Genomic DNA, 21,897 nt, shown 5'->3' with positions numbered 1-21,897 from the left:
TGCTAACCAATTCCCAATCAATAGATATCACAGTTCACCATTGCATCAGGGACATTGTAGTTTCTGATATCAGCAAGATGTACCTCACTTAAATGAGGAACACCATTACATCTGCTGGCAACTTTTATGTTATAAAACTCACATAAATTTTATTTTTAACGGTAACTATTGTATGGAATCTGAAAAATTAGCAAATTTTAAAGAGTATGGCGAATTTATACTCCAAAAAATTAACTCGGTACCGCAGTATCCTTCTAAACAAGAAGACTGGGTTCCAGCCAGCCTGGATGAATGTCTGGAACGTTTGCGAGAAACTGCCCAGAAAACCGTAGAACTTGCAACTTCCCCTGTGAAAATTGGTGTGATGGGAGAATTTAGTAGTGGCAAAACTTTATTATTAGGTAGCTTAATCGGATATGCAGATGCGTTACCAGTCAATGAAAACCCCACTACGGGTAACGTTACAGCCATTCACCTCATCCCCCAAGATGAATTTACGACTACTCAAGTGGGAAATTTTACTGTTGAGTATCTTTCCCATGAAGGGGTGAAAGAGTGCCTGCGCTATATGTTAGCAGAAGCCAGCCGCAGGTCAGCAGCAGCCGGACTTGTGCCTATACAGGTTGCACAGTTAAACTCTGGCAAAGATATTCTGGCTTGGTGTGAACAAGCATGGAATCAGAGTAATAATTTAGAGTTACGCTATTTGCTGCGGGAGTTGGTGTTATTTGTGCGTGCTTATAGTTCCTACGGCGAGGCGATGTGTAGCGGCCATTATCAGATTGATCATGCCACAGCACGGGAGGGTTTACAGCTGGCAGAACAACCAATGGCTATTCAAACTCTCAGGTTTGCAGACTTACCGCCAGCACATATCCGTTTACCCAGTCCACCCCAAAAGTTAGCCACCAAGTTATTACAAAATAGTTTCCCCTTAATTCGCCGTGTTGATATTGAAGTGAAAATCTCGCGGGAAATTTGGGATGTAACCGATGCTTCCGAATTTATTTTGTTAGATTTTCCGGGTTTGGGTGCGGCGAACTCTGGTGCGAGGGATACATTTTTATCGCTGCGAGAATTGGCGGAAGTCCAGACAATTTTAATCTTGCTCAATGGTAAATCGCCGGGGAGCGATCGCGCCAATAAAATCTTTACCATGATGCAGCAACAGCGTCCGGGACAAGACCTGAAAGATTTAATTTTGGTTGGTGTCGGTCGTTTTGACCAGTTACCCCTAGAAAGTGAAGGGGGCGAAAGAGAACTCGACCAACTCATCGAAGAAACCAACACTCCTTTATATGAGAATGCTGTTGTTCAAAAACTCAAAGTTCTGCAAACAACTATTGATGGCGCGAGTGCATTCACAACTCAAAAAGACCGCATTGTATTGTTATCACCCCTATTGGGACTAGCGGAATTAGCCAAACGTTCGAGTAGTGTTAAAGCTGGTTCGCCAGAATTTTTATCTAACTTAGATTATCCTAATTACCTGGAGCGATCAAAACGTTTACAGCAAAAATGGACTCGCCTCAGCGAAAGACTACTAGAGTCGGATGCACGTAGTCAACTGGGAAGACAATTAGGTTATTTTGCTCAAGATGGCGGTATTGCTAAACTGCGAGAATTAATTCAAAATCACGTTGCAATGCACGGACTTAAGCAACTGTATGAAGACACCCGTCGTGCGGCTGAAAGTCTCCGTCAACAACAAGAAAACCTGAAAAATATCATCGCTGAAATTCACGAACAAGGTATACCAACTGTTGATAGTCCCACATTAATTGATTTGCGAAATGCTATCGATAGTTTAGATAAAACCTACCGCAACTTTCAAAAAGAATTAGGCAAAGAACCACTCAAAGACCGTCGCGGAACTGTCGTGAGTGAAGTTGTGAAAGACGAACTCACCTTTAAAATTCTCAACTGGAACCAGTGGACTTTATTGTTTAACAAAGCAAATAATGGTGCTATCACCATAGCTGAAACAAAAGGTGCGGCCGGTAAGTTATTTGAAAGAGGAAATCGCACTAATAATGCTTTACCAAGTAAGAGTGATGATTTCTATCCTACCTTTGAAAAAACTGTGCAAGAAGTCGAGATATTTGCCCGCGATCGCATTCGTCAAGCAGTGGTAGATTTATTAAATAAACTCTCCAATCAAGTAGCTGAAGCACGGGACTATCTCAAATCTCTTCTCTCACCAGAAATGGAACAAGAAATTGAAATAGGTTTTGGTGGAGAAGAAGCCGATTTATTTTATAAATTACTGTTAGGTTCCGACCCCAATCAATGGAAAGAAGCTATTCTTGCAGAAATTAATAGCAAAGATAAAGAAATTGCCCCCGAATTGATATTTCCCCTCGCACGCCAAGACGAAAAACACAACATTGGTCAAATATTTGATTGGTCTCCCGAAAGAAATCAAAATTCACCCAGAGCCAGCCATCATCAAATGTTAGTATTACGTTTGCGTGATGAAATAACTACCAGTGCCAGTTTACATTTAGTGCAGTATGTGAGTGAAGTAAATCAACAAGTCAACTCAGAAATCGAAGGAATTTTAGACCAAATTATTCCCACCCTGCAAAATATTTCCAAAAAAGAAGCATTGTTGAGATACCTTGCTGCTGGAGACTTACCACCAAAACTGGCTATTCCCACTTGGTTAAATATTCTCGCAGAAATAGCCACCACTTCTGATTTAGATATCCCTGGTTACTAGGTAATTTATTGTCTAACTAATATCTTCTTCTCCTTCTTTCCTTCGTGTCCTACCCTGAGGGAAGCCGCTATCGCGTCTATGCGTTCTTTGCGGTTCGTTTAGAACATTTAGGTAGTTTGAAGTAGTTACAACATCTTAATTCATTTACCAAACACTAATACCTTTGCGCCTTTGCGCCTACCCTGCGGGAAGCCGCTACAGCGTCTATACGCGAAATAAAAGAAAGGAACTAAAAAATGCCAGTAGAAATTCGCCTCCCTCCACGCTTTCAAGTCCAAATTAACGAAAACGAATATTTAGAACTTCCCATTATTCAACTAGTTGCTATTGGTAATAATGTACCCCATATTGCCCGGATAAACTTCTCCGTTAAAGGTACACCCAGCGAACTAACAACCCAAATTCAAAAAGCATATAAACCCTTCGATGCTGTCACCCCAAAAATTTCCCAAATCGGACAACTAGAACAATATCCTTGTAAATTAGAGAAACCTTTAACAGAACCAATCAACTGTACCTTACAAGTAATTGTTGAATATTTTGATTCCGACTTTTCAGGGGAACCAGTATTATCTGAACCTAAGCAAGTTCAGGCTGTTTGTTATTTATGGACACCATCTACTGCTGAAGCGCAAATTATGAATTCTGAGTCACTACCAAACCCACCGGAAGAACCAGTTAACTATCAACAAGTCAAAAGATTTCCGGGATGGTTTGCTTTAGATTTTGGTACGTCAAATTCTACCGTGACTTTGTTTGACCCGATAGAAATTCCCATTGCGGAAATTTTACCACGGGAACAGGAATTGAGATTGCGCGATCGCCTGTTGCAATGGCTCAATTCTCCTGCTTCTGAAGCACTACCAGAAATCAGCGAAGTTGAGTGGCAGAAATTTATTATTGATATTAGTAAAAACTTAGAAATCGAACCTAGTCGTTTATGCGAAATTTTTGAAAGTGATAACAGAGAAAGATTTTTAGAAGCAATTCGCCAAATCGAATTATCTTTAGGTAATAGCGAAAAATTTCAACGCGCCGCTAGTAAAAAACTATATCAAATATATCACGAAGTTTTTCGCGTTCCCACCTTAGAATCGCAAAATTTAATTCCCGTAGTTCTAGATATTGACCGCCGCGATAGCGAAATCCCCAGCGAGTTAGAAATCTCCAACTTAGAAGTATTAAAACTGAAAATGGGGCGAGAAGCAAGAGATAATCGAAAAAAAGCGATCGCTCAAGGTACTAGCAGTTCTTTAAAAGAAATTATCAGTCGGTTTCATCATTCACCAAAGCGGTATTTTGGTCAGAATAAAACATTCCCCGTAATGTTAAATGATACCGAAGTTAATATTAATGTTAACCAATTAATTCAAGCAGCTTGGGCGCATTTAATTGATTTAACCGAAGATTATCGCCAACGCGCCAGACGCAGATTTTCTGAAGGTGAACTGTTAACCGCAGTTGTTACCTATCCCACCGTTGCACCGCCAGTAGTTCGCAAAGAAGTTAAGCAGTTAGTTGAACAATTAGGTATTGATGATGTGCAAACAGCTTACGATGAAGCTGTTTCTGTAGCCATATTTTTCCTCTGGCGAGAATTCGGCGGTAATTTAAATATTGGGATTGAATCTTTTAAAACTCGTTGTCGCCGCGATGGGAATAAATGGTCACAAAATGTATTAGTTTTAGATATCGGTGGTGGCACAACAGACTTAGCATTAATTGAATTAACCTTAGAAGATAAAACCCCCTTCTTTGCCAATAACGAAGACCGAGGCTTAGGCGGCAGATATTATAAATTAACGCCAAAACTATTAGGTTCATCGGGACATTTACAACTTGGTGGCGAATTAATTACACTAAGAGTATTTAGGTTATTAAAAGTTGCGATCGCAGATTTTCTCTTAACAGCAGTTACCCGTGGCGATATCGACAGCGAAAAACTCGAAGACTTAATTAGTGCCGAATTAAACGAGCGTTTTCTTGACCAAGGTAAATTCAAAACAGGCAGTTTACTAAAATGCTTAGATAGAGAAAATCCCGAAGGCGACGCAGCTTATAAAGATGCCTTAGATACAGCCGAGAAAGTATTACCAACCCGTTGGCAACAAGCACCACAACGCCTACAAACCTTTTACACACTGTGGGATCACGCAGAAGCAGGTAAACTCAAACTCGGACAAAAATTGCCAACCGATAATTCACTTGTAACCTTTACAATATCTGAACAACAAATTGCCGAACTTCTCACCCAAAGCGCAATCAAATATCAAATTCACAACCCCGATAATATTGCAGTCACCCTAGATAATCAACAATTTGAACGTGTTGCCACCTCTGCCATAAAAGAAGCCATTGGTATTGCCAAAGGCTTAATGGAAAGCCGCTTACGTTCAGAAGATAACACCATCGATGCTTGGAATACCCACAAGGTTGACTGGTTAATTCTCTCAGGAAAAACTTGCAATCTCGACTTAGTACAACGCCATATTTACCAGGAATTTAGCAAGTCTCCCTACTTCGTTTGGAACCCAGAACGCATCACCTTTGTTTTAGAATTTACTAAACTTGCCACCTCCGCAGGTGCGTGTTACGCCGAAAAATTACGCCGACTTAGATTTGACCCCGAAGAATCAAAAGCACTTCTACAAAAAGGCGCGAATCAATTAGAAATTGACGTTAAAAATCTATTTTATTACTTACCTTGCAACTTCAAACGCAAAACCCAAAGTAACGAACTACTACCAGTATTTAAAGCAGGACAAGAACTCCATCAAATTGCACCTTGGGAAACAGTCGCCAAAGTGCGTACAGCTTGGCAAGGTATACAGTTAACTAATATTATTTATCGCCAAGACTACGAAGACGGTGATTTAAGACTGTGGGGAAGCTTCGACGGTAAGCATCTCATGGAAAAATTAGGGATGGAAGAAGCGGAGTTTCTCAAAAAAATCAAAGTGCAATTTGAAATTGACCAGACATTACAATTTAGCGTTTTATTATGTCAAGGAAATCCCCATTATTTAATTGATGTTCCTGGTATTGATGTTGGTTCTGCCATCTTAGCAGCTTCCGACACCTCATTATTTGCCGACGGTGAACTAAAATGGAACATCGCCGTAGAACGACCAAATAAAGACTTAACTGATGGCGATATCGCAGTCAATGTCATCGAGTCAGCAACCGTAGATCAACCAAATGCTTATCATTTAGTCTTTGAAATCGACTCAAATGATAATCAATCTCTACACGAATTTCATTACCTCCGCGATGGTTCACCCCAACCAGGAAAAGGTTTAATTAGTAATCCCTTACCTCCCTTTCCATACACTGGACAACACACATTTTACGTCTATCAAACCGACACTGAAACTAACAGAAAAAAATGGATACGTATCGGTTCACTCAGTAAACCATCCGTCACTACAGACTATCCTTGTCAATATCGTGTCACCTTAGACAACAAAGGTATTTTGCGAATGCACCCCGGCGAAGTTCCCTACTGGATATCTACAAGTCAAGAATGTTTAAAACAAGAAGGTTGTGTTTATCGTGCAGAATTAGAATTGCAACCTAACGAAGTCGATAAAGAACGCGATCCCTTCTGTGGCATACACTAACTTACTCCGCGTTACTCCCTTCGGGTTCGCCAGTCCCCCATCGTGACGGAAACCGCCAAGACGGGGGCTGGTCTCACCGCGTTTACCTTTGCGCCCTTTTGCGTTTAAATTAATGCAAACCCTTACTCACCATGCAGCATCTACGTCAACTATTAGAAACAGAAAACTCCGAATTAGCCAGGTTATTGCGGTGTAGCCTGTATGGACTAGAAGCTGCATTAAACCAAGCCTATACAGAAATACCTGATGATCCTGGTGCTGAAATTTGTGCAGAATTGCTGCAAGAAATCCAATATTTGTTGCAGCCTGTACATCAAAAAGAAACGATTATTATCCAATCTTCAAATGAATTAAAACTAAACCATCTTAAAGACGTTTGGGATGCTGACTCAGAACTAAGTTTATATTTAGGTGATGCACCATTACAAAGCCAAACTGACACTGATTTATGGCATGAAATTCACCGTAAATTACTACGAATACCTGATGATTTAGCTGCATTTTGGCAACAACGCGCCTTAGATTTAGCTCAAGAAATTGGTGCAGTAGAAGATAAATCTAACTTCTATCAACTTCCATTTATCAGAGATGAAATTATTTACCCTGGACTCAAAGGTAGTGTGAATGTTCAGGGGTTATGTTTATCTCAAAAAGCACTTTTAAAATCAAAGTTACATCCAATTCACGAATCAGAAGATTTACAATTACTCGCTGGCTTATTAAATTTATATCTCAAATTTATAGAGATAGAACCAGATTTACATCATGCCTTAAAAAGTATTTTTAGCTTTGATATTATTCCTTTCAATTCCAAACCAGAACAGCAACAACAATACATAGAAGCTTTAACAGACCGCTTTTACCGCACCCAAAAAGCCGAAGAAAATAACGATATTTTAGCCATTGTACGTACTTGGATTGATATAGATGAAGCCATACATTCTTTAGTATTCATTCCCCCCGTTGAACGCTATTCTTGGTGGGGAAAATTACAACAAGAATCACGCCGAACCTTAAAAAAAGTTGCGGATAAAGCCAATAAATCAGGTCACAATGTCAGAATTCGCCAACTGTCAGGACTCTATGCTGATATATGTGCTTTTTCCAAAGATGATTTACAGCTAAATTGTGGCGGTATTCCTGGAGAAGTTTTAACTTGTTTGCGAGTTTATGCACGCATTAATCAAGAAGAATTGCCAGGTCGTGTAATATTTCGTTCACTACGTTAACAGAATTATTTTAAAGAACCACAGAGGCACAGAGAAAGCAGAGAGTAGATAAATAAATACTCTTTGCGCCTACCCTTCGGGAAGCAACTAACGCGTCTATGCGCCTCTGCGTGAGAATTAATAACTTTCTTATTCACAACCTATTAATTAAATATTACTATTCCGAGAAAAATAGAGGTAGGAGAAATGCAACAACAACTCCAATCAATACAAACCCCTCAATAATTCTCAAACTTAAATTATTATCTAGCAATTGATTAGCTCTTTCCCCAAAGTTAGTTTGTAAGCTACTCCACCAAGTACGGTAACGAGTCATCCATTGATTTGGACTATCTTCTGTGCGAACTTGCAAAGAAAACATAGACAATAACAATGCCAGACCACCCACTTTAATAGACATTAAAAGATGAATAGCTAAACAGCCAACTATCACACACCAAGCGATAAGATGTAGGGTATACCAAATATCATTAATTTCTCCAGCAGGAAGCCATTCTTCTTTCATCATCCTGCCAGAAATTACAGAAAAAACTGAAGCAACTAGTATAAGAGTGTTAGCTAGTCTTTGCAAACTCATCCACCAAATTGGTTTACCAACTTGACTGAGTTGTTCCCATGAATTAGCTTGGATAAGTCGCCTATTCCCAGCATGAAAGCTGTAAATTGCAAATGCTGGTAGCACAATCAAGAAAAATAAGGCAAAAGTGCCATGAATCCCTTGAATATCGCCAATTTGCGGTAATGAAATTTTACCAAATCGTCCATCGTAAGTATTGTAAACTAGAAATCCAGTGATGATGGCTGCGATCGCAAAAATTCCACTCACGCCATGCAGTAGTCGCAACCACAACGGTTGATAGGGAACAGAACGAGACATAAAAACATTTATTCTCTACAACAAATATAAAGATATTTTAAGATAAAGAGTCACTTCATAACTATGCTTAGAAGGAAATTAGGGAAAATTGAATTGTGCCTTGTATAGTTTTAATATCTCATTTATATTCTTAAGATAAGAATTAATTCACATATAATTTTATATGGCTTTGAAAAAATCATCTTAAAGTTTTAAATTATGCCTAACATTTTGCATTTTACTGGTTTTATTAAGGGTGTAACTTATAGAACATTCTTAAATGATAAACTAATTGAAACTAATTTTGATGATTTTGATATTAATAAAGTAGGTGGATATGGTTTAATCAGAACACCTAAAACAGAAATAGCATATTCAAAATGGGTATCACCTAAAAGAACTAGAAGCTATCCTTTTGCAAGGATTTACAATACATATAATTCATCCAAAATAATAACAATTATCCCTGTACTTAAAGATGAAGGTAAAGATGGTGATAGAGATGCAATTCAATATTCTACAGTATCTTGGATGAACTTGCTAAATATTTATATTGTTCTGGCTTACTATAAAACAGCAGAGAAAAGCAATAAAAAAGGACAAATAGACAGAAATAAACTTACTAACCAAAAATTTGATAATTTATTTATTAAAGAGCAAATAGATGAAATACTGGCATATCGTCAAAGCGCACTGCATTGGAATAAAAGTTTATTTGAATCTAGGTTTGTTAATATTTTTGAAACTGCATTGGATTCGTATGAAAGTATCTCTCGTCAAAGTGGAGTTCAAATTCACTCACGAGCAGGTATAGATAAATATCTCAGAAAAATCACAGATGAGTTTGATGAATTTAAAAACATCTCTCTTAAAGGTTCTCAAAGTGCTAGTAAAAGAGAAGCCCTTACTTCTCATAAACTAGAATATTTAGTAGATGGATTAAAATCTACTTTTAGTATTGAAAACTATTTAGGAGGGATTTATTATTTAACTCCTGATGAGATTATCTTTGATAAAGATATATGTGTCATACAAGAATCAAAAAATACATCACAAGCATCTTTTCCGAAACTCCCAGATATTCAAGATGGTTTATTTAAGCTAATTTTATTTTCTAATTTAGATTCTTTGATGCTCAATAATCAACAAGTTTTATTTAATACTAAGTTAAAGCTGACTGGCAATAAAGTTAAAGATTGCTTAATATTACCAGACGCTTCATTAGAAGAAATTGAAAATTTTCTCAACATCAATAGCAAAGTATTTAATAATCCTCAAAAACAAATTATTAGGAAACTGGGTTTAGAAGCAGTAAATAATGATAAATTGAAAATAGAAGTGTCTGGAAATTCATAAAAGATTTATAATTATGCTCAAAAGTCCCCTCCGCTATCCTGGAGGCAAATCCAAAGCGATAAAACAGATTATTGAATACTTACCAGATAATTTTTCCGAATTTCGAGAACCTTTTGTTGGCGGTGGTTCTGTATTTATTTATTTAAAGCAAATATATCCTGATTTAAAAATTTGGATTAATGATTTAAATCCAGAACTATTCTTATTTTGGAAAATCGCGCAATCTGATATATTTCTATTAGTTCAAGAAATACGCAGGATAAAAAATCAATATACAGATGGTAAGTTATTATTCACAGAGCTAACTACTGTAGACGTAAAAAGTTTGTCTGATTTAGAAAGAGCAGTACGTTTCTTTATCCTTAACAGAATTACTTTTTCAGGAACTATAGAATCTGGTGGTTTTTCTCAGGAATCTTTTCATAAAAGATTTACGCATTCTTCAATTGATCGTTTAGAAAAGCTAGAGTCTATTTTAACAGCAGACATAAAAATAACTAACTTAGATTATAGTTGCCTGTTAAATGAAAAAGGTGAAAATGTATTTTTATTTTTAGACCCGCCATATTTTAGTGCTACTAAATCTAGACTCTATGGTAAGGATGGAGACTTACACACCTCTTTTGAACATCAAAGATTTGCTGAAAGCTTAAAACAATGCCATCATCCTTGGCTGATTACTTACGATAATTCTCCCCAAATTCGTGATAATTTTAAATGTGATAATATTTATATTTTTGAGTGGGAATTACAGTATGGAATGAATAATTATAAACAGAATAGTGCGGCTAAAGGTAACGAGCTATTTATTACTAATTACCAAGTTGTCAAGCATTTATCAAACGAAATGCAAAGTCAAAATGATATGAACCAGTTTATTCAATTAAGCCTTGATATTTGAACTCAACTAACTTTGATAGCTGCTCATTTTCCGGTACGATAGCTGCCATATCCGCTTCTTAGGAAGCCTTGGCGATCGCATTTTCATCACTTACAACCCTAGCTATGACAACTTCCCCAGAAATTTCTACAAGCTGGTATATTCTGCTACAGCAATTAATAGACGGTCAATCCTTGACACGCCCCCAAGCTGCGGAATTGATGCAAGGGTGGCTGAGTGAAGCAGTTCCCCCAGAGATATCAGGAGCAATTTTAACTGCCCTCAATTTTAAAGGCGTTTCCGCCGAAGAATTAACCGGTATGGCCGAGGTATTACAATCTCAGAGTAGACCACTCAGCCCTCAACCCATAGCACTCAGCACTGTCATAGACACTTGTGGAACTGGCGGTGATGGTTCATCAACTTTCAATATTTCTACGGCGGTGGCTTTTGTAGTCGCGGCTTATGGTGTACCTGTAGCTAAACATGGTAATCGTTCCGCCTCTAGTCTTACAGGTAGCGCAGATGTTTTAGAAGCATTGGGTGTCAACTTAAGCGCGCCTAGCGAAAAAGTCCAAGCCGCCTTACAAGAAGTCGGGATCACCTTTTTATTTGCCCCTGGTTGGCACCCAGCACTGAAATCAGTGGCTCAACTGCGCCGCAATCTGAGAATTCGGACTGTTTTCAACTTACTAGGGCCGTTAGTTAATCCCTTGCGTCCGACTGGGCAGGTGGTGGGGTTGTTTACGCCCAAACTTTTAGAAACTGTTGCTCAAGCGTTACATAATCTGGGCAAACAAAAAGCGATCGTTTTACACGGACGCGAAAGAATTGATGAAGCCAGCCTTGGGGATTTAACTGATTTAGCTGTGTTATCTGACGGCAAAGTGCAGTTAACTACTATCAATCCTCAAGAAGTGGGTGTAACACCTGTATCTATCAATGCTCTTAAGGGTGGCGATGTGCAGGAAAATGCTGAAATTCTCAAAGCTGTGCTGCAAGGCAAAGGAACCACAGCACAACAAGATGCTGTAGCGTTAAATGCTTCGTTAGCCCTACAAGTTGCGGGGGCGATCCCATTGTTAGATCATGCTCAAGGCGTGAGTTTGGCTAAGGAAATTCTACAGAACGGGAGTTCGTGGACGAAGTTGGAGGAGTTAGTTCAATTTCTATCGAATTAACTTCTGAATGGGATTGAGGACGGAACTCAACAACATTACGTTTAATGGTGACATCGTAGTTACCAAAAAAGTCATGTCCTAATAGGCCAGTTTCTAAATCTGTCCCAGCGATCGCCACTGGCACTCGATTCACCCTTACCCCACTAACTGCCATTGAATCGACATAACCCACAGGAAATTCTACGGCTCTGGAACTGGCGGTATTTGCTTTGGCTTTACCCACAGCAACAATCCCTAACTCATTAGCCATTTGCTGAGTAATAACAGTCCCACTCGCTCCTGTATCCACAATCATGTCGAATTTTTGCTGACCGTTAAAGGTGACTTCCACAATCGGCGTACCACCAACGCGGCGTTTGATTGGGGCAACAAACACATTTTTTTCGGGAGGCGGAACTTCTACTGCTGAAAAAACCCGCTGTTCTGGCTGCTGTCTGGTTGTAACAGTCGGTTGTGGCATAAATTTAGCCACAGTTTTGGGCTGGGGAACTGCCACCACTATTTTTTGATTGTCAGTTGAGGCCTGCTGCAAATTAGGATTTGCCTTTTGCAGAGCATACTTCACCTTCCGTTGGTATTCGACGATTTTTCCTTGAGCCGAGACAAAATCTGGACTTTGGCGGCTGACTTTTTCCATGAGGGCGATCGCCTCTTGAAATTGATTAGCCACTAAGTTCCAATCCTCAACCGACTGTGCCGATTGGCTAATACTCACGGCTCCTGCGGCTTTGTCTAATCCCAATTCAAACGAATTTGGCTCAAGTTCCGACGGCGGCAGTGCTTCAGGTTCCGGGCGGTTTACTGGGGCTGCTGATTCAACAGAGGGCTGTACTGATGAATTATCTTTCACCACAGATTGTTGATTAACAACACTCTCAGTAGTCTGTTTGTCTTCACTACAGGCAACACCCAAAACGGCTAAAGCGCTTGAGATCAAAATCAGGGCTGCACGAGATAAAAAAGACTGAAGCATAATTGATATCTATTTTACCTACCCAAACAACTGCAAAACCACTTCTGCCACCGATTACCCTGGAAAAATTTTGTCTGCTTAATTTTTAATTCTTAATTAATTACCTAGAGAATGCACAGTTGTTGAACTCATGGGATAATTAACTCTCGCAGTATTGACTATATTGGGGATGACAGACTGCTCACTATTAACTTCCCCATCCCTAATCTATCGCCTATGTCCCTGTCTGACGCAATACCTGCTCTACTTGTCTTAGCAGATGGCACTGCTTACCGTGGTTGGTCTTTTGGTGCGACGGGAACCACCATCGGGGAAGTGGTGTTTAACACTGGTATGACCGGATATCAAGAAGTGTTGACCGACCCTAGTTACTGTGGTCAAATTGTGATTTTTACCTACCCTGAATTAGGGAATACAGGCGTTAATCCTGAAGATGAAGAATCGTTAAGGCCGCAAGCGCGAGGGGCGATCGCTCGCAATATTTGCCATAAACCAAGTAACTGGCGATCGGCACAATCCTTACCCGAATACCTCAAACAACACCAAGTTCCCGGTATCTACGGCATTGATACCCGCGCCCTCACCCGCAAAATTCGCATGTTCGGCGCAATGAACGGCGGGATTTCTACAGAAATTCTTGATGAGGCAGAATTACTAGAACAAGTGCAGGGATTTCCCAATATGGCTGGCTTAAATCTAGTCAAGGAAGTCAGCACGCCCCAAGTTTATGAATGGTCAGAACCAACCATCCCTGATTGGGAATTCAATCAAGAAAACGTTACCAATGGCGGAGAAACTTTTACTGTTGTCGCCATTGATTTTGGTGTAAAACGCAATATTTTGCGCCGTTTGGCTAGTTACGGTTGTCGCGTGATTGTTGTTCCGGTAAACACACCAGCCGAGGAAATTCTCAGCTACAACCCAGATGGCATCTTTCTCTCCAACGGCCCTGGCGATCCAGCCGCCGTGACAGAAGGTATTGCAACAGTCAAAACTCTCCTAGAAAGCCAAAAACCTATGTTTGGTATTTGTATGGGACACCAAATTTTAGGTCATGCCCTGGGTGCAGAAACTTTTAAACTTAAATTTGGCCATCGGGGTTTAAATCAGCCTGCGGGTTTACAACGGCGCATCGAAATTACCAGCCAAAACCACAGTTTTGCCATTAACCCAGATACCTTACCTCAAGCCGTTGTCGAGATCAGCCACCTGAACTTGAACGATCGCACTGTTGCTGGTGTCCGTCATAAGTCTTTGCCCATTTTCTCGGTACAGTATCACCCCGAAGCCAGCCCCGGCCCCCACGATGCTGATTACTTATTTGAGCAATTTGTCCAAGCAATGCGATCACTAAGCACAGTTACTAACGCTGAGGTTAAGTAAAAATATAAAAAGTGCTAGATGGAGACTGCCAAAATCAAAAGTTAAAAGGTAAAAGTCAAAATATTTTTTACTTTTTACTTTGCCTAAACTCTACTATCCCAGCAGGTTGTAGACAATGTGCATAAAAACCATCTATACTTGAGCGTTCACTTTTAATGATTGAGGAGGGAATTATTGCTGAACCACTTAATCTAACCGTAAGCCTGAGAGGCACTCGTGAAGCCCGGGATAACTATCAGCTATTCCGCCTCACAGGTTTGTTAGATGCCTTTTCTGAACCGACATTTAGCAAGGTACTGGGTAGTAAAATTGAAGAGGGGCCAAAGCACATTATTCTGGATCTCTCAAAAATTGACTTTGTTGATAGCTCTGGCTTGGGAGCCTTGGTAAAGCTGGCCAAGCAGGCTCAAAACGCTGAAGGCACCTTGCAAATTGTCTCTAATCCCCGCGTTACCCAAACTGTCAAACTTGTTCGCTTAGAGAAGTTTCTCTCTCTGCAAACTACAGTGGACGTGGCTCTAGAAAACATCAAAGAGTCTTGATAGTTTAACCAAAGGGTGAAATTCAGCTATCCGATAGTTTATCTGGATAGCTTAATTTTTATCAAAGCTGGACGCTAACCTCTCTCTCCTAGCGAGAGAGGTAGAAAAGCCAGCCATATTGATATATCAAACAACTTAAAGATTTAAAAGCCCTTCCGGTTAGGCAACAGGAAATAGACTAATTCTTGTTCCCTGCTGTCTTGTGTCTAATTTATTGAATCCAAAATCTCCTATAAAAAGATAGAATTAATTGGGTAATCCTGATAGTATAGATTGTGCTACGTAAGATACTTTAAACATACTCAAGAAAAATTAATTACCTCAAAAATATTCTGTTAAGGAATGATGAATTTGTGGAGTCCCAGGAGGAAGAGCCAATAGATAGACAAGATGAACCTCCTATACCTGATTTATCTTGGGTGCAAGCCTGTTTAGCAAACACAGTGCAATTACGCCAAGCAATTCCCCCAACACAAGTGCAGCAAATTTCTCCTGCTGCTCTAGCATATATAGGAGACGCAATTTATGAGCTTTATGCTAGAATACTCTATCTATTGCCATTACAGCGACTAGAAAATTACCACCGTTTGGTAGTGGCCCAGGTGAGAGCGGAAACACAAGCCCTACATTTGCGATCGCTGATTCCTCATCTGAGGGAAGCCGAACTAGAAATTGTCCGTCGGGGACGTAACGCCTCTACAGGACGACCCAAGCGCCTTTCTCCCGAAATTTATCAACAAGCAACTAGTTTAGAAACTTTGATTGGTTACTTGTATCTTACCGATATCCCACGCTTAACCGAATTGTTGCAGAAACTTCATCTCGAACAAGAGTGAGAAATTTCACCTGATGAATCACAAATTGGTGTGTTCGGTTTAACACCTTAAGAATTCAGGATGCCTACTCATAAGCTAATAAATTGAAACTCATTATGACTAGCAAACCCAAAAAACTCCAGACATCTGGCGAACCCAATCGTGGGCGAACTGTGAAAATTAAAAGTAAACGTTTTATTGGTAATCCTATTCGGAAAGCCAAACCAGGAGAGCGAGATAGTCTTCCCACTCCCAGCAATTCCCACCCAAATCGCCACTTATCCCACCCATCTCCTGTTCTCAAAAATACAGAAGATAAAGATAACGAAAGTGATTTGATCTATGGTCGCCATCCAGTTTTGAGTGCTTTAGAAAATCAACGTGAACTCAATCGGATTTGGGTAACAACTCGGTTACGTTATGATCCCCGATTTCACAATTTGCTACTTCAAGCAAAAGATAATGGCTCAGTTATTGATGAAGTAGAACCTAAGCGCCTAGATCAAATTACTGGAGGTGCTAATCACCAAGGTATAGCAGCCCAAATTGCTCCCTACTCATACCTAGAATTACCAGACTTAATTGCCAAAGCCAAATCTGTCGCCAACGATCCCGTCATTGTAGTAGCTGAGGGCATCACTGACCCCCATAACTTAGGAGCCATTATCCGTACTGCTGAAGCAATCGGCGCTCAAGGCTTAGTTATTCCCCAAAGAAGGGCTGTGGGGATCACCTCAACAGTGGTAAAAGTAGCCGCAGGCGCTTTAGAAAACTTTGCTGTAGCTAGAGTTGTGAACCTTAGCCGCGCTTTGGAAGAACTCAAAGAAGCTGGCTTTTGGATTTACGGCACCGCCGCCACAGGTAGCGAACCCATACATACCGTCCGCTTTACTGGGCCTGTGGTTTTGGTGATCGGTTCTGAAGGCGAAGGCTTAAACATGTTAACTCAACGTGCATGTGATGTTTTGGTGTCAATTCCCTTACAAGGAAAAACGCCTAGTTTGAATGCCTCAGTTGCCGCTGGAATGGCACTTTATGAGGTATATCGCCAACGTTCTTTAAACACTTTGTATCTGAATAAGTTACAAAAACCTCTTTGAAAAATAAGAGCAAAAGAGTATAAAGAAATGTAAAGCATACAAAATAGCAGCGTAGTATCTAACAACTACTACCAGATTGATCAATCAGCAACTACCATGAAAACCATCGGGTACGACATGAAAGAAGCTTTAATCAACACATTTAATAGTCTCGGATTAGCGTGGTGGGTAGAAATATTAACACAAAACCCCCGTTGCACTTACTACTTTGGGCCATTTCTGACTTCTGCTGATGCCAAAATAGCCTTAAAAGGCTATGTGGAAGATTTAGAACTTGAAGGGGCGCAAGGAATACAGGTGAATGTAAAACGCTGTAAACCAGATAATTTGACAATTGCCGAAGACTTGGGGGAACGGATTGACCGCAAAGTAAAGCCTGCCTTTAGCGGTCAGATGTAATTTAGGCAAACAATCAATCAATTTGGGATTTTAGCATTTGGATTTTAGATGAACTTTCCATCCAAAATTGCAAATCTAAAATCTAAAATTTTCTTGGTGTGCTTCTAACCATTGGTCAATGTCACTCAGTACCTGATGCGGAATTTCCCAGGGGAAAAGATGTGCAGTATTGGGATAACATTGCCACTGGCTATTCTTGAGGTTTCTGGCGGTTTCTAGGCTGGATTCAGCTGTGATGTGGCGGTCTTGTGCGCCTGCTAGTACCAGACTAGGGCAATTAATCTGCTCTAGTTCTGTTAAGCGATTGTATCTAGATCGTAGCGCAGTGGACAAAGCACGAGTTGCAGCAGGCGAGGTTTGCCAATAAGCTGGTACAGCTTCTTGAGCAATGTATTTATAGGCAGTAGCTGTATGTTGTTGAATCAGGTAACGAAATAGCGATCGCTTGCCAAATGTCTCAATATTCCATTGCCAACTAGGCTTGATTAAATTCAGTATGCCAGCTATCCCTGTATAAAGGTTATCTTGCCAAGTTATGGGGGGATGACTGCCATAAGGTCTAGCGGCTGTGGCTACCAAAATTAGCCCAGTAACACGCTGCGGCATCCTCAAGGCTAATTCCATTGCCAAAATACCACCCAAAGACCAACCCAATATCACGCATTTTTCAATTTTCCAACGGTCTAAAAGCGCCTCTAAGTCAGTTAAATGATCTGTCATGGCAAAATTACCTCGATAGCGGCTTTTGCCGTAACCGCGCAAATCTGGGGCGAAAGTTTGAAAGCGTTTTGATAAGTGATTGGTAAACACAGAAAGACTACGACCAGAACCTGGATGACCATGTATCGCTAGAATAGGAAATCCTTGACCTTGAACGTAAGTGTTAAGGCTGATAGCATCCACAATTTGAATCATACAATTTTAGATTTGAGATTTGGGATTGACTCAATAGTGTAGTCAACACTATTCACATAATTTATTTAGCCGTAGATTAATTGCATACTAAAAATTTCACACTTCATACTTAATTAGTTGACTTGAAAACTAAAGTTAAAACTAGCCCAATGATTCACATTTAATTGATATAAATCGTTAGCTGTACCATTCATTTCGGCTGTGGTGATGCTGGCGTTATGTAAATCTTGTAATACCGCTTGGGCGATTTCCCAAGGATTGACTAATGCCCCAATAGGTTGTTGATCTCCCGCCGGATACTTAGGAGTTTCTAAAGCTTTGAGGGTAGTGGTGAAAGGGGAAATACTTAGAATTAATTGGTGTTCGCATTCGTAAGCTGGCCCCGAAATTGTCCATCCAGATGTAGCAACATTTTGTGGCAAGGTGATAGTTTCGCCAGCCGGGATCATCACTTGTTGGAGTAAAGGTTTAGTTTCGGAAGTGTTTGGTTCTTCAACAGTTTGCCAAGGATAGAAAGCGATCGCCGTTCTATGGTTTTTTAATCCTAGTAGCATTAAATATACTGAGCGATCGCCTTTATTTTGGATTCTATATTGAATTCGACTCCCAATCTGCACAATAGGAGTGCTGAGTGCTGTTAGCGGTGCATTCAGCCCGTTGAGTGATTTTTTGGGAATTTTTGGGTCAAGAGTGCGTAAGGTTTCCCGTTGTAGGATTACTTTGGGTGATATACCATTAACTATTTCTAAACTGCTCTTGATTGGTAGGCGGGAAGAACCCTCATTTTCTATGAGTCGCCATAACTTTGCTGCTAATAGATGCGGTAATTTTGCTCCTAATCGGGTTACTGCTACTTTTACGGCTTCCCCAACTTCACCTGCACTGTTAGCAATTAACTGTCCAGCCGGAGTGAATAAGGCATAACGGCTAGGAGTTTGCGAAAGTTTACCAAACACATAATCTAGTGTTTGTTCTCCGGTGACAACACTAACCATAGATGCCATTGCGGCAAAAGCGCTGGTAGCATCAACTCGTTCAATTCTTTCCAGTGCTGAATCTAAGGCAATGTTTAAACTGATATTGCGGGGTAAAACCCTTACTGCTTCTTGGACAAGTTGTCCAACTTGGAGAGGATTTGCAACATCTCCGGCAGAAATTTGCGCTTTTGCTGTTAACCCTGTGCGCGATCGCAAGATTAACTGTTCGCCATTCACAGATGTGAACCGAGAATTCACACCATAGTTTTCTAATACTTGTGCGGGGAGTCCACCTAACCAGAGTTGGACATTTTTACCGTCTTCTTCTGTAGCAATAATTGCTCCTTCTGCACCAGTATTTTGGTCTAACAGCAAACTTTCACTGGTTAAAGCTTTTTTACCATTGACTAAACTGGGCTGCTGTTTGCTACCCCATTTGAACATTGTACTATCCACATGAGAGAGGCTGAATTGCAGCGTCGTGGCTGGAGTAGTTTCCCAGAGATATTGGGTTAAAGCATAAGTAAATAAGCCAGCACTAAAACCAGAAAATAGTCCTTCCTTAGCGACTTGTTTGGGATCAGAAGTAGCAGATAAGATGACAGCAGGGCTAAATAAAGTTTTGGTTTTGAGTTGTTCGAGAAATTCGATTTCTGCGGTTGCTAACTGTGCCGTTGGTAACTCTTGACGGGTACGAATGCGCCACCCTGTTGGTTGAATTGTACTAGGTGTATCATAACTAGTATCTAAGACTGCGGTAACGCGTTCTGTAGGGAGCGATCGCAGTAATAATAAAAGAGTTTCTTCTAACAGATAAGTTGCTATATTTTCATTTTGAATTTCTAAATTTTCGTTTGTTGGCACTAAAGCGTTTTGTAGCGTATCCTCCGACTCATTTAATTTGATGCGAGTCCCATAGCCGCTAAAGTGAAAAACGACGACATCATCAGATTTAACTTGTTTACCAAAATGATCTAAAAAAGCTGCTTCAATAAATTCGCGGCTGGCTTGTTCATCAGTTAACGTCAAAATATTGGCAGCTAAGAAGCCAAACCGATGAATCAACAATTCTTTTTGTAGTTCCACATCAGTGAGACAGCCACTAAGTGAGGGACTTTTGCGGTATTGATTAATGCCGATTAATAAAGCTAATTTTCGGGGAGTAGGTTGTGCTAAAGCTTGGGCATAGCGATCGCTCAAAGTTAACCATTCAGCTTCAGTTACACCCAACACCGCCAGTATTGAGCCAATCCGTTGTAAAAAAGTCCGACGCTTCATAAGTTAGCTATCAGTCCTCAGCCTGTCAGCTAACAGCTTAAGGGGCTGATGTCTTGACTGTAAAGTTAAAGTTTTTACTACTTACCTTTTGACAAACTACAACAGTAGTTAAATCAGCCAAAATCTATAGTTACAGACAGCTACAGAGAATGAGAGACTTGGGGAAATAATTCCCCTTGCTGTCTGTTTATTTCATTACTAAGTCAACGCAGGAACTGGTACTGGAACTCGCATTGCCCGCGCCAACTCGGCTGCGACTTCTGGGCGGGAGAATTCTGGTGGCGGTAATTCACCCCGACGCAGCATTTCTCTCACTTTTGTTCCTGAGAGGTGAATGCGTTCTTCTGGTTTGCTGGGACTAGTTTTAGTCGTCGCCATTTGCTTGGTACGTGTGCAGTAGAATGCGTGTTCAAACTTCATTGGCACAATTCCGATTTCACTTGGCTCAAATTCATCAAAAATATATTGAGCGTCATAAGTGCCGTAGTAATTGCCCACACCTGCATGATCTCGTCCGACAATAAAGTGAGTACAGCCGTAGTTTTTGCGAACTAAAGCATGGAAAATTGCCTCACGGGGGCCAGCATAGCGCATTGCTGCGGGGTTGATGGCTAAAACTACGCGATCGCCAGGATAATAATGCTCCAGCAAAATTTCATAGCAGCGCATCCGCACATCAGCAGCGATGTCATCATCTTTAGTTGCGCCCACCAACGGGTGCAAAAATAGAGCGTCTACAGTTTCTAAGGCGCACTTTTGGATATATTCATGAGCGCGGTGGATGGGGTTACGAGTTTGAAAGCCCACAATGGTTTTCCAGCCATTTTCCCGAAACATTTGCCGTGAAGCAGCAGGATCAATTTGATAAGTAGGAAACTGGGGATGGGGATCTCGTTGCAACAGCCAGATATCACCAGCAAGATGTACAGAACCTTGGTTATAAACTACCTGCACACCAGGATGATTTGCGTCGTCGGTGCGGTAGACATTGACAGCTTCGCGCAGTTTGTCGTAAGTATATTTTTGTGTAAGTTGTAAAACCCCAATAAACCGACCTGTGGGGTTATCTAAGCGAATTAAATCACCTTCTTTCAGAGGAGCAGCGATCTCTTCTGCTACTGAAAGTGTAATTGGAATTGACCATACCAGACCGTTAGCCAGACGCATTTGGGTGACAACGCGATCGTAGTCTGACTGGTTCATAAAACCAGTCAGTGGACTAAAAGCACCGATCGCAATCATTTCTAAATCAGAAACCGCACGCTCATCTAGTTGCACGCGAGGCAAAAAATCCGCTTTAGAGAGAAACTCTTCTCTTTGTTCCGGTGTGGCGATGCGATTTACCAACTCTCCACCGTGCGGCGCAATAGCATCTTGATGGTGACTCAACGTAATCCCCTCTTAGCGATAACTGTAATTGTTGCAAACTATGTATTAACTAACTTATCAAATGCTGGTACTGAGAGAAAAAATAGTTCGGGGATTTCGGGCGATGTCTACGACGATGCTCCCCCTACGCACTTTTAGCAAAAATGTTTAGGCTTCTAGCAAGTTCGTCAAACAGGCGGGCAAGCGGATATCTTCTCCTCTCATTTGTTGCCTTAAAATAGACACTAAACTCTTGAAATTGTAAAGTAGGCAATGAATACTATGGATAATTCTCCATTAGAG

The 21,897-nt window shown here is 40.6% G+C and carries 16 protein-coding genes; 11 read left to right on the top strand and 5 right to left on the bottom strand.

Annotated features, from left to right (window positions below; translation table 11 throughout):
• Positions 1-172 precede the first annotated feature (172 nt).
• From NCWK1_RS16225 to NCWK1_RS16215, 3 genes are all read left to right on the top strand, one after another.
• Positions 173-2,722 (top strand): P-loop NTPase family protein, encoded by a 2,550-nt coding sequence (locus NCWK1_RS16225; RefSeq protein ID WP_103125416.1) that lies wholly within the window; start codon positions 173-175, stop codon positions 2,720-2,722.
• 236 nt (positions 2,723-2,958) lie between these two features.
• Entirely contained in the window at positions 2,959-6,342 is a 3,384-nt protein-coding gene (locus tag NCWK1_RS16220; protein WP_103125415.1) for an acetate and sugar kinases/Hsc70/actin family protein, read from the top strand.
• A gap of 131 nt (positions 6,343-6,473) precedes the next feature.
• The gene (locus NCWK1_RS16215; RefSeq protein WP_103125414.1) at positions 6,474-7,571 is read left to right on the top strand and encodes a hypothetical protein; all 1,098 of its coding nucleotides are present in this window, start codon (positions 6,474-6,476) and stop codon (positions 7,569-7,571) included.
• Between the two features lie 157 nt (positions 7,572-7,728).
• Here NCWK1_RS16215 and NCWK1_RS16210 read toward each other — a convergent pair whose 3' ends face one another.
• The gene (locus NCWK1_RS16210; RefSeq protein ID WP_103125413.1) at positions 7,729-8,448 is read right to left on the bottom strand and encodes a cytochrome b/b6 domain-containing protein; all 720 of its coding nucleotides are present in this window, start codon (positions 8,446-8,448) and stop codon (positions 7,729-7,731) included.
• A 198-nt stretch (positions 8,449-8,646) separates the two neighbouring features.
• Between NCWK1_RS16210 and NCWK1_RS16205 the strand changes: the two genes are divergently transcribed.
• The 3 genes from NCWK1_RS16205 (at position 8,647) to trpD (ending at position 11,844) form a co-directional block, all read left to right on the top strand.
• Positions 8,647-9,783: a hypothetical protein gene (locus tag NCWK1_RS16205; protein WP_103125412.1), complete on the top strand. Its 1,137-nt coding sequence runs from the start codon at positions 8,647-8,649 to the stop codon at positions 9,781-9,783.
• Positions 9,784-9,796: 13 nt separating this feature from the next.
• Entirely contained in the window at positions 9,797-10,684 is an 888-nt protein-coding gene (locus NCWK1_RS16200) for a DNA adenine methylase (protein ID WP_103125411.1), read from the top strand.
• A gap of 104 nt (positions 10,685-10,788) precedes the next feature.
• Entirely contained in the window at positions 10,789-11,844 is a 1,056-nt protein-coding gene (gene trpD, locus NCWK1_RS16195) for an anthranilate phosphoribosyltransferase (protein WP_103125410.1), read from the top strand.
• Here the strand turns inward: trpD and NCWK1_RS16190 are convergent.
• The gene (locus tag NCWK1_RS16190; protein ID WP_096576953.1) at positions 11,774-12,817 is read right to left on the bottom strand and encodes a retropepsin-like aspartic protease family protein; all 1,044 of its coding nucleotides are present in this window, start codon (positions 12,815-12,817) and stop codon (positions 11,774-11,776) included. The genes trpD and NCWK1_RS16190 overlap by 71 nt on opposite strands.
• Positions 12,818-13,033: 216 nt before the next feature.
• On the opposite strand from NCWK1_RS16190, the gene carA reads away from it, so the two are divergent.
• From carA to NCWK1_RS16165, 5 genes are all read left to right on the top strand, one after another.
• Positions 13,034-14,200 (top strand): glutamine-hydrolyzing carbamoyl-phosphate synthase small subunit, encoded by a 1,167-nt coding sequence (carA, locus tag NCWK1_RS16185; protein WP_096576951.1) that lies wholly within the window; start codon positions 13,034-13,036, stop codon positions 14,198-14,200.
• Between the two features lie 155 nt (positions 14,201-14,355).
• The gene (locus NCWK1_RS16180; RefSeq protein ID WP_096576949.1) at positions 14,356-14,742 is read left to right on the top strand and encodes an STAS domain-containing protein; all 387 of its coding nucleotides are present in this window, start codon (positions 14,356-14,358) and stop codon (positions 14,740-14,742) included.
• A gap of 353 nt (positions 14,743-15,095) precedes the next feature.
• Positions 15,096-15,578, top strand: a complete 483-nt coding sequence (locus NCWK1_RS16175) for a Mini-ribonuclease 3 (RefSeq protein ID WP_096576947.1) — start codon at positions 15,096-15,098, stop codon at positions 15,576-15,578.
• 95 nt (positions 15,579-15,673) lie between these two features.
• Complete coding sequence (gene rlmB / locus NCWK1_RS16170; RefSeq protein ID WP_096576945.1) at positions 15,674-16,657, top strand: 23S rRNA (guanosine(2251)-2'-O)-methyltransferase RlmB; 984 nt, start codon at positions 15,674-15,676, stop codon at positions 16,655-16,657.
• A gap of 96 nt (positions 16,658-16,753) precedes the next feature.
• Positions 16,754-17,056, top strand: a complete 303-nt coding sequence (locus tag NCWK1_RS16165; protein ID WP_096576943.1) for a DUF1816 domain-containing protein — start codon at positions 16,754-16,756, stop codon at positions 17,054-17,056.
• A 75-nt stretch (positions 17,057-17,131) separates the two neighbouring features.
• Here NCWK1_RS16165 and NCWK1_RS16160 read toward each other — a convergent pair whose 3' ends face one another.
• From NCWK1_RS16160 to sat, 3 genes are all read right to left on the bottom strand, one after another.
• A complete protein-coding gene (locus tag NCWK1_RS16160) occupies positions 17,132-17,971 on the bottom strand; it encodes an alpha/beta fold hydrolase (protein WP_103125409.1) in 840 nt (279 codons plus the stop codon).
• Positions 17,972-18,084: 113 nt separating this feature from the next.
• Entirely contained in the window at positions 18,085-20,226 is a 2,142-nt protein-coding gene (locus NCWK1_RS16155; protein ID WP_103125408.1) for a caspase family protein, read from the bottom strand.
• Between the two features lie 198 nt (positions 20,227-20,424).
• Positions 20,425-21,615 (bottom strand): sulfate adenylyltransferase, encoded by a 1,191-nt coding sequence (gene sat, locus NCWK1_RS16150; RefSeq protein ID WP_103125407.1) that lies wholly within the window; start codon positions 21,613-21,615, stop codon positions 20,425-20,427.
• Between the last annotated feature and the right edge of the window lie 282 nt (positions 21,616-21,897).

This window comes from Nostoc cycadae WK-1 (assembly GCF_002897135.1).
GTDB lineage: Bacteria > Cyanobacteriota > Cyanobacteriia > Cyanobacteriales > Nostocaceae > Nostoc_B.
Note: the sequence above shows the minus strand (reverse complement) of the source record. Positions and strands in the feature narration are given on the sequence as shown.

What these genes read in the sequence shown, in the direction of transcription:
- NCWK1_RS16225 (WP_103125416.1), top strand. Translation starts at nt 173, where the DNA reads ATGGAATCTGAAAAATTAGCAAATTTTAAAGAGTATGGCGAATTTATA.
- NCWK1_RS16220 (WP_103125415.1), top strand. Translation starts at nt 2,959, where the DNA reads ATGCCAGTAGAAATTCGCCTCCCTCCACGCTTTCAAGTCCAAATTAAC.
- NCWK1_RS16215 (WP_103125414.1), top strand. Translation starts at nt 6,474, where the DNA reads ATGCAGCATCTACGTCAACTATTAGAAACAGAAAACTCCGAATTAGCC.
- NCWK1_RS16210 (WP_103125413.1), bottom strand. Translation starts at nt 8,448, where the DNA reads ATGTCTCGTTCTGTTCCCTATCAACCGTTGTGGTTGCGACTACTGCAT.
- NCWK1_RS16205 (WP_103125412.1), top strand. Translation starts at nt 8,647, where the DNA reads ATGCCTAACATTTTGCATTTTACTGGTTTTATTAAGGGTGTAACTTAT.
- NCWK1_RS16200 (WP_103125411.1), top strand. Translation starts at nt 9,797, where the DNA reads ATGCTCAAAAGTCCCCTCCGCTATCCTGGAGGCAAATCCAAAGCGATA.
- trpD (WP_103125410.1), top strand. Translation starts at nt 10,789, where the DNA reads ATGACAACTTCCCCAGAAATTTCTACAAGCTGGTATATTCTGCTACAG.
- NCWK1_RS16190 (WP_096576953.1), bottom strand. Translation starts at nt 12,817, where the DNA reads ATGCTTCAGTCTTTTTTATCTCGTGCAGCCCTGATTTTGATCTCAAGC.
- carA (WP_096576951.1), top strand. Translation starts at nt 13,034, where the DNA reads ATGTCCCTGTCTGACGCAATACCTGCTCTACTTGTCTTAGCAGATGGC.
- NCWK1_RS16180 (WP_096576949.1), top strand. Translation starts at nt 14,356, where the DNA reads ATGATTGAGGAGGGAATTATTGCTGAACCACTTAATCTAACCGTAAGC.
- rlmB (WP_096576945.1), top strand. Translation starts at nt 15,674, where the DNA reads ATGACTAGCAAACCCAAAAAACTCCAGACATCTGGCGAACCCAATCGT.
- NCWK1_RS16165 (WP_096576943.1), top strand. Translation starts at nt 16,754, where the DNA reads ATGAAAACCATCGGGTACGACATGAAAGAAGCTTTAATCAACACATTT.
- NCWK1_RS16160 (WP_103125409.1), bottom strand. Translation starts at nt 17,971, where the DNA reads ATGATTCAAATTGTGGATGCTATCAGCCTTAACACTTACGTTCAAGGT.
- NCWK1_RS16155 (WP_103125408.1), bottom strand. Translation starts at nt 20,226, where the DNA reads ATGAAGCGTCGGACTTTTTTACAACGGATTGGCTCAATACTGGCGGTG.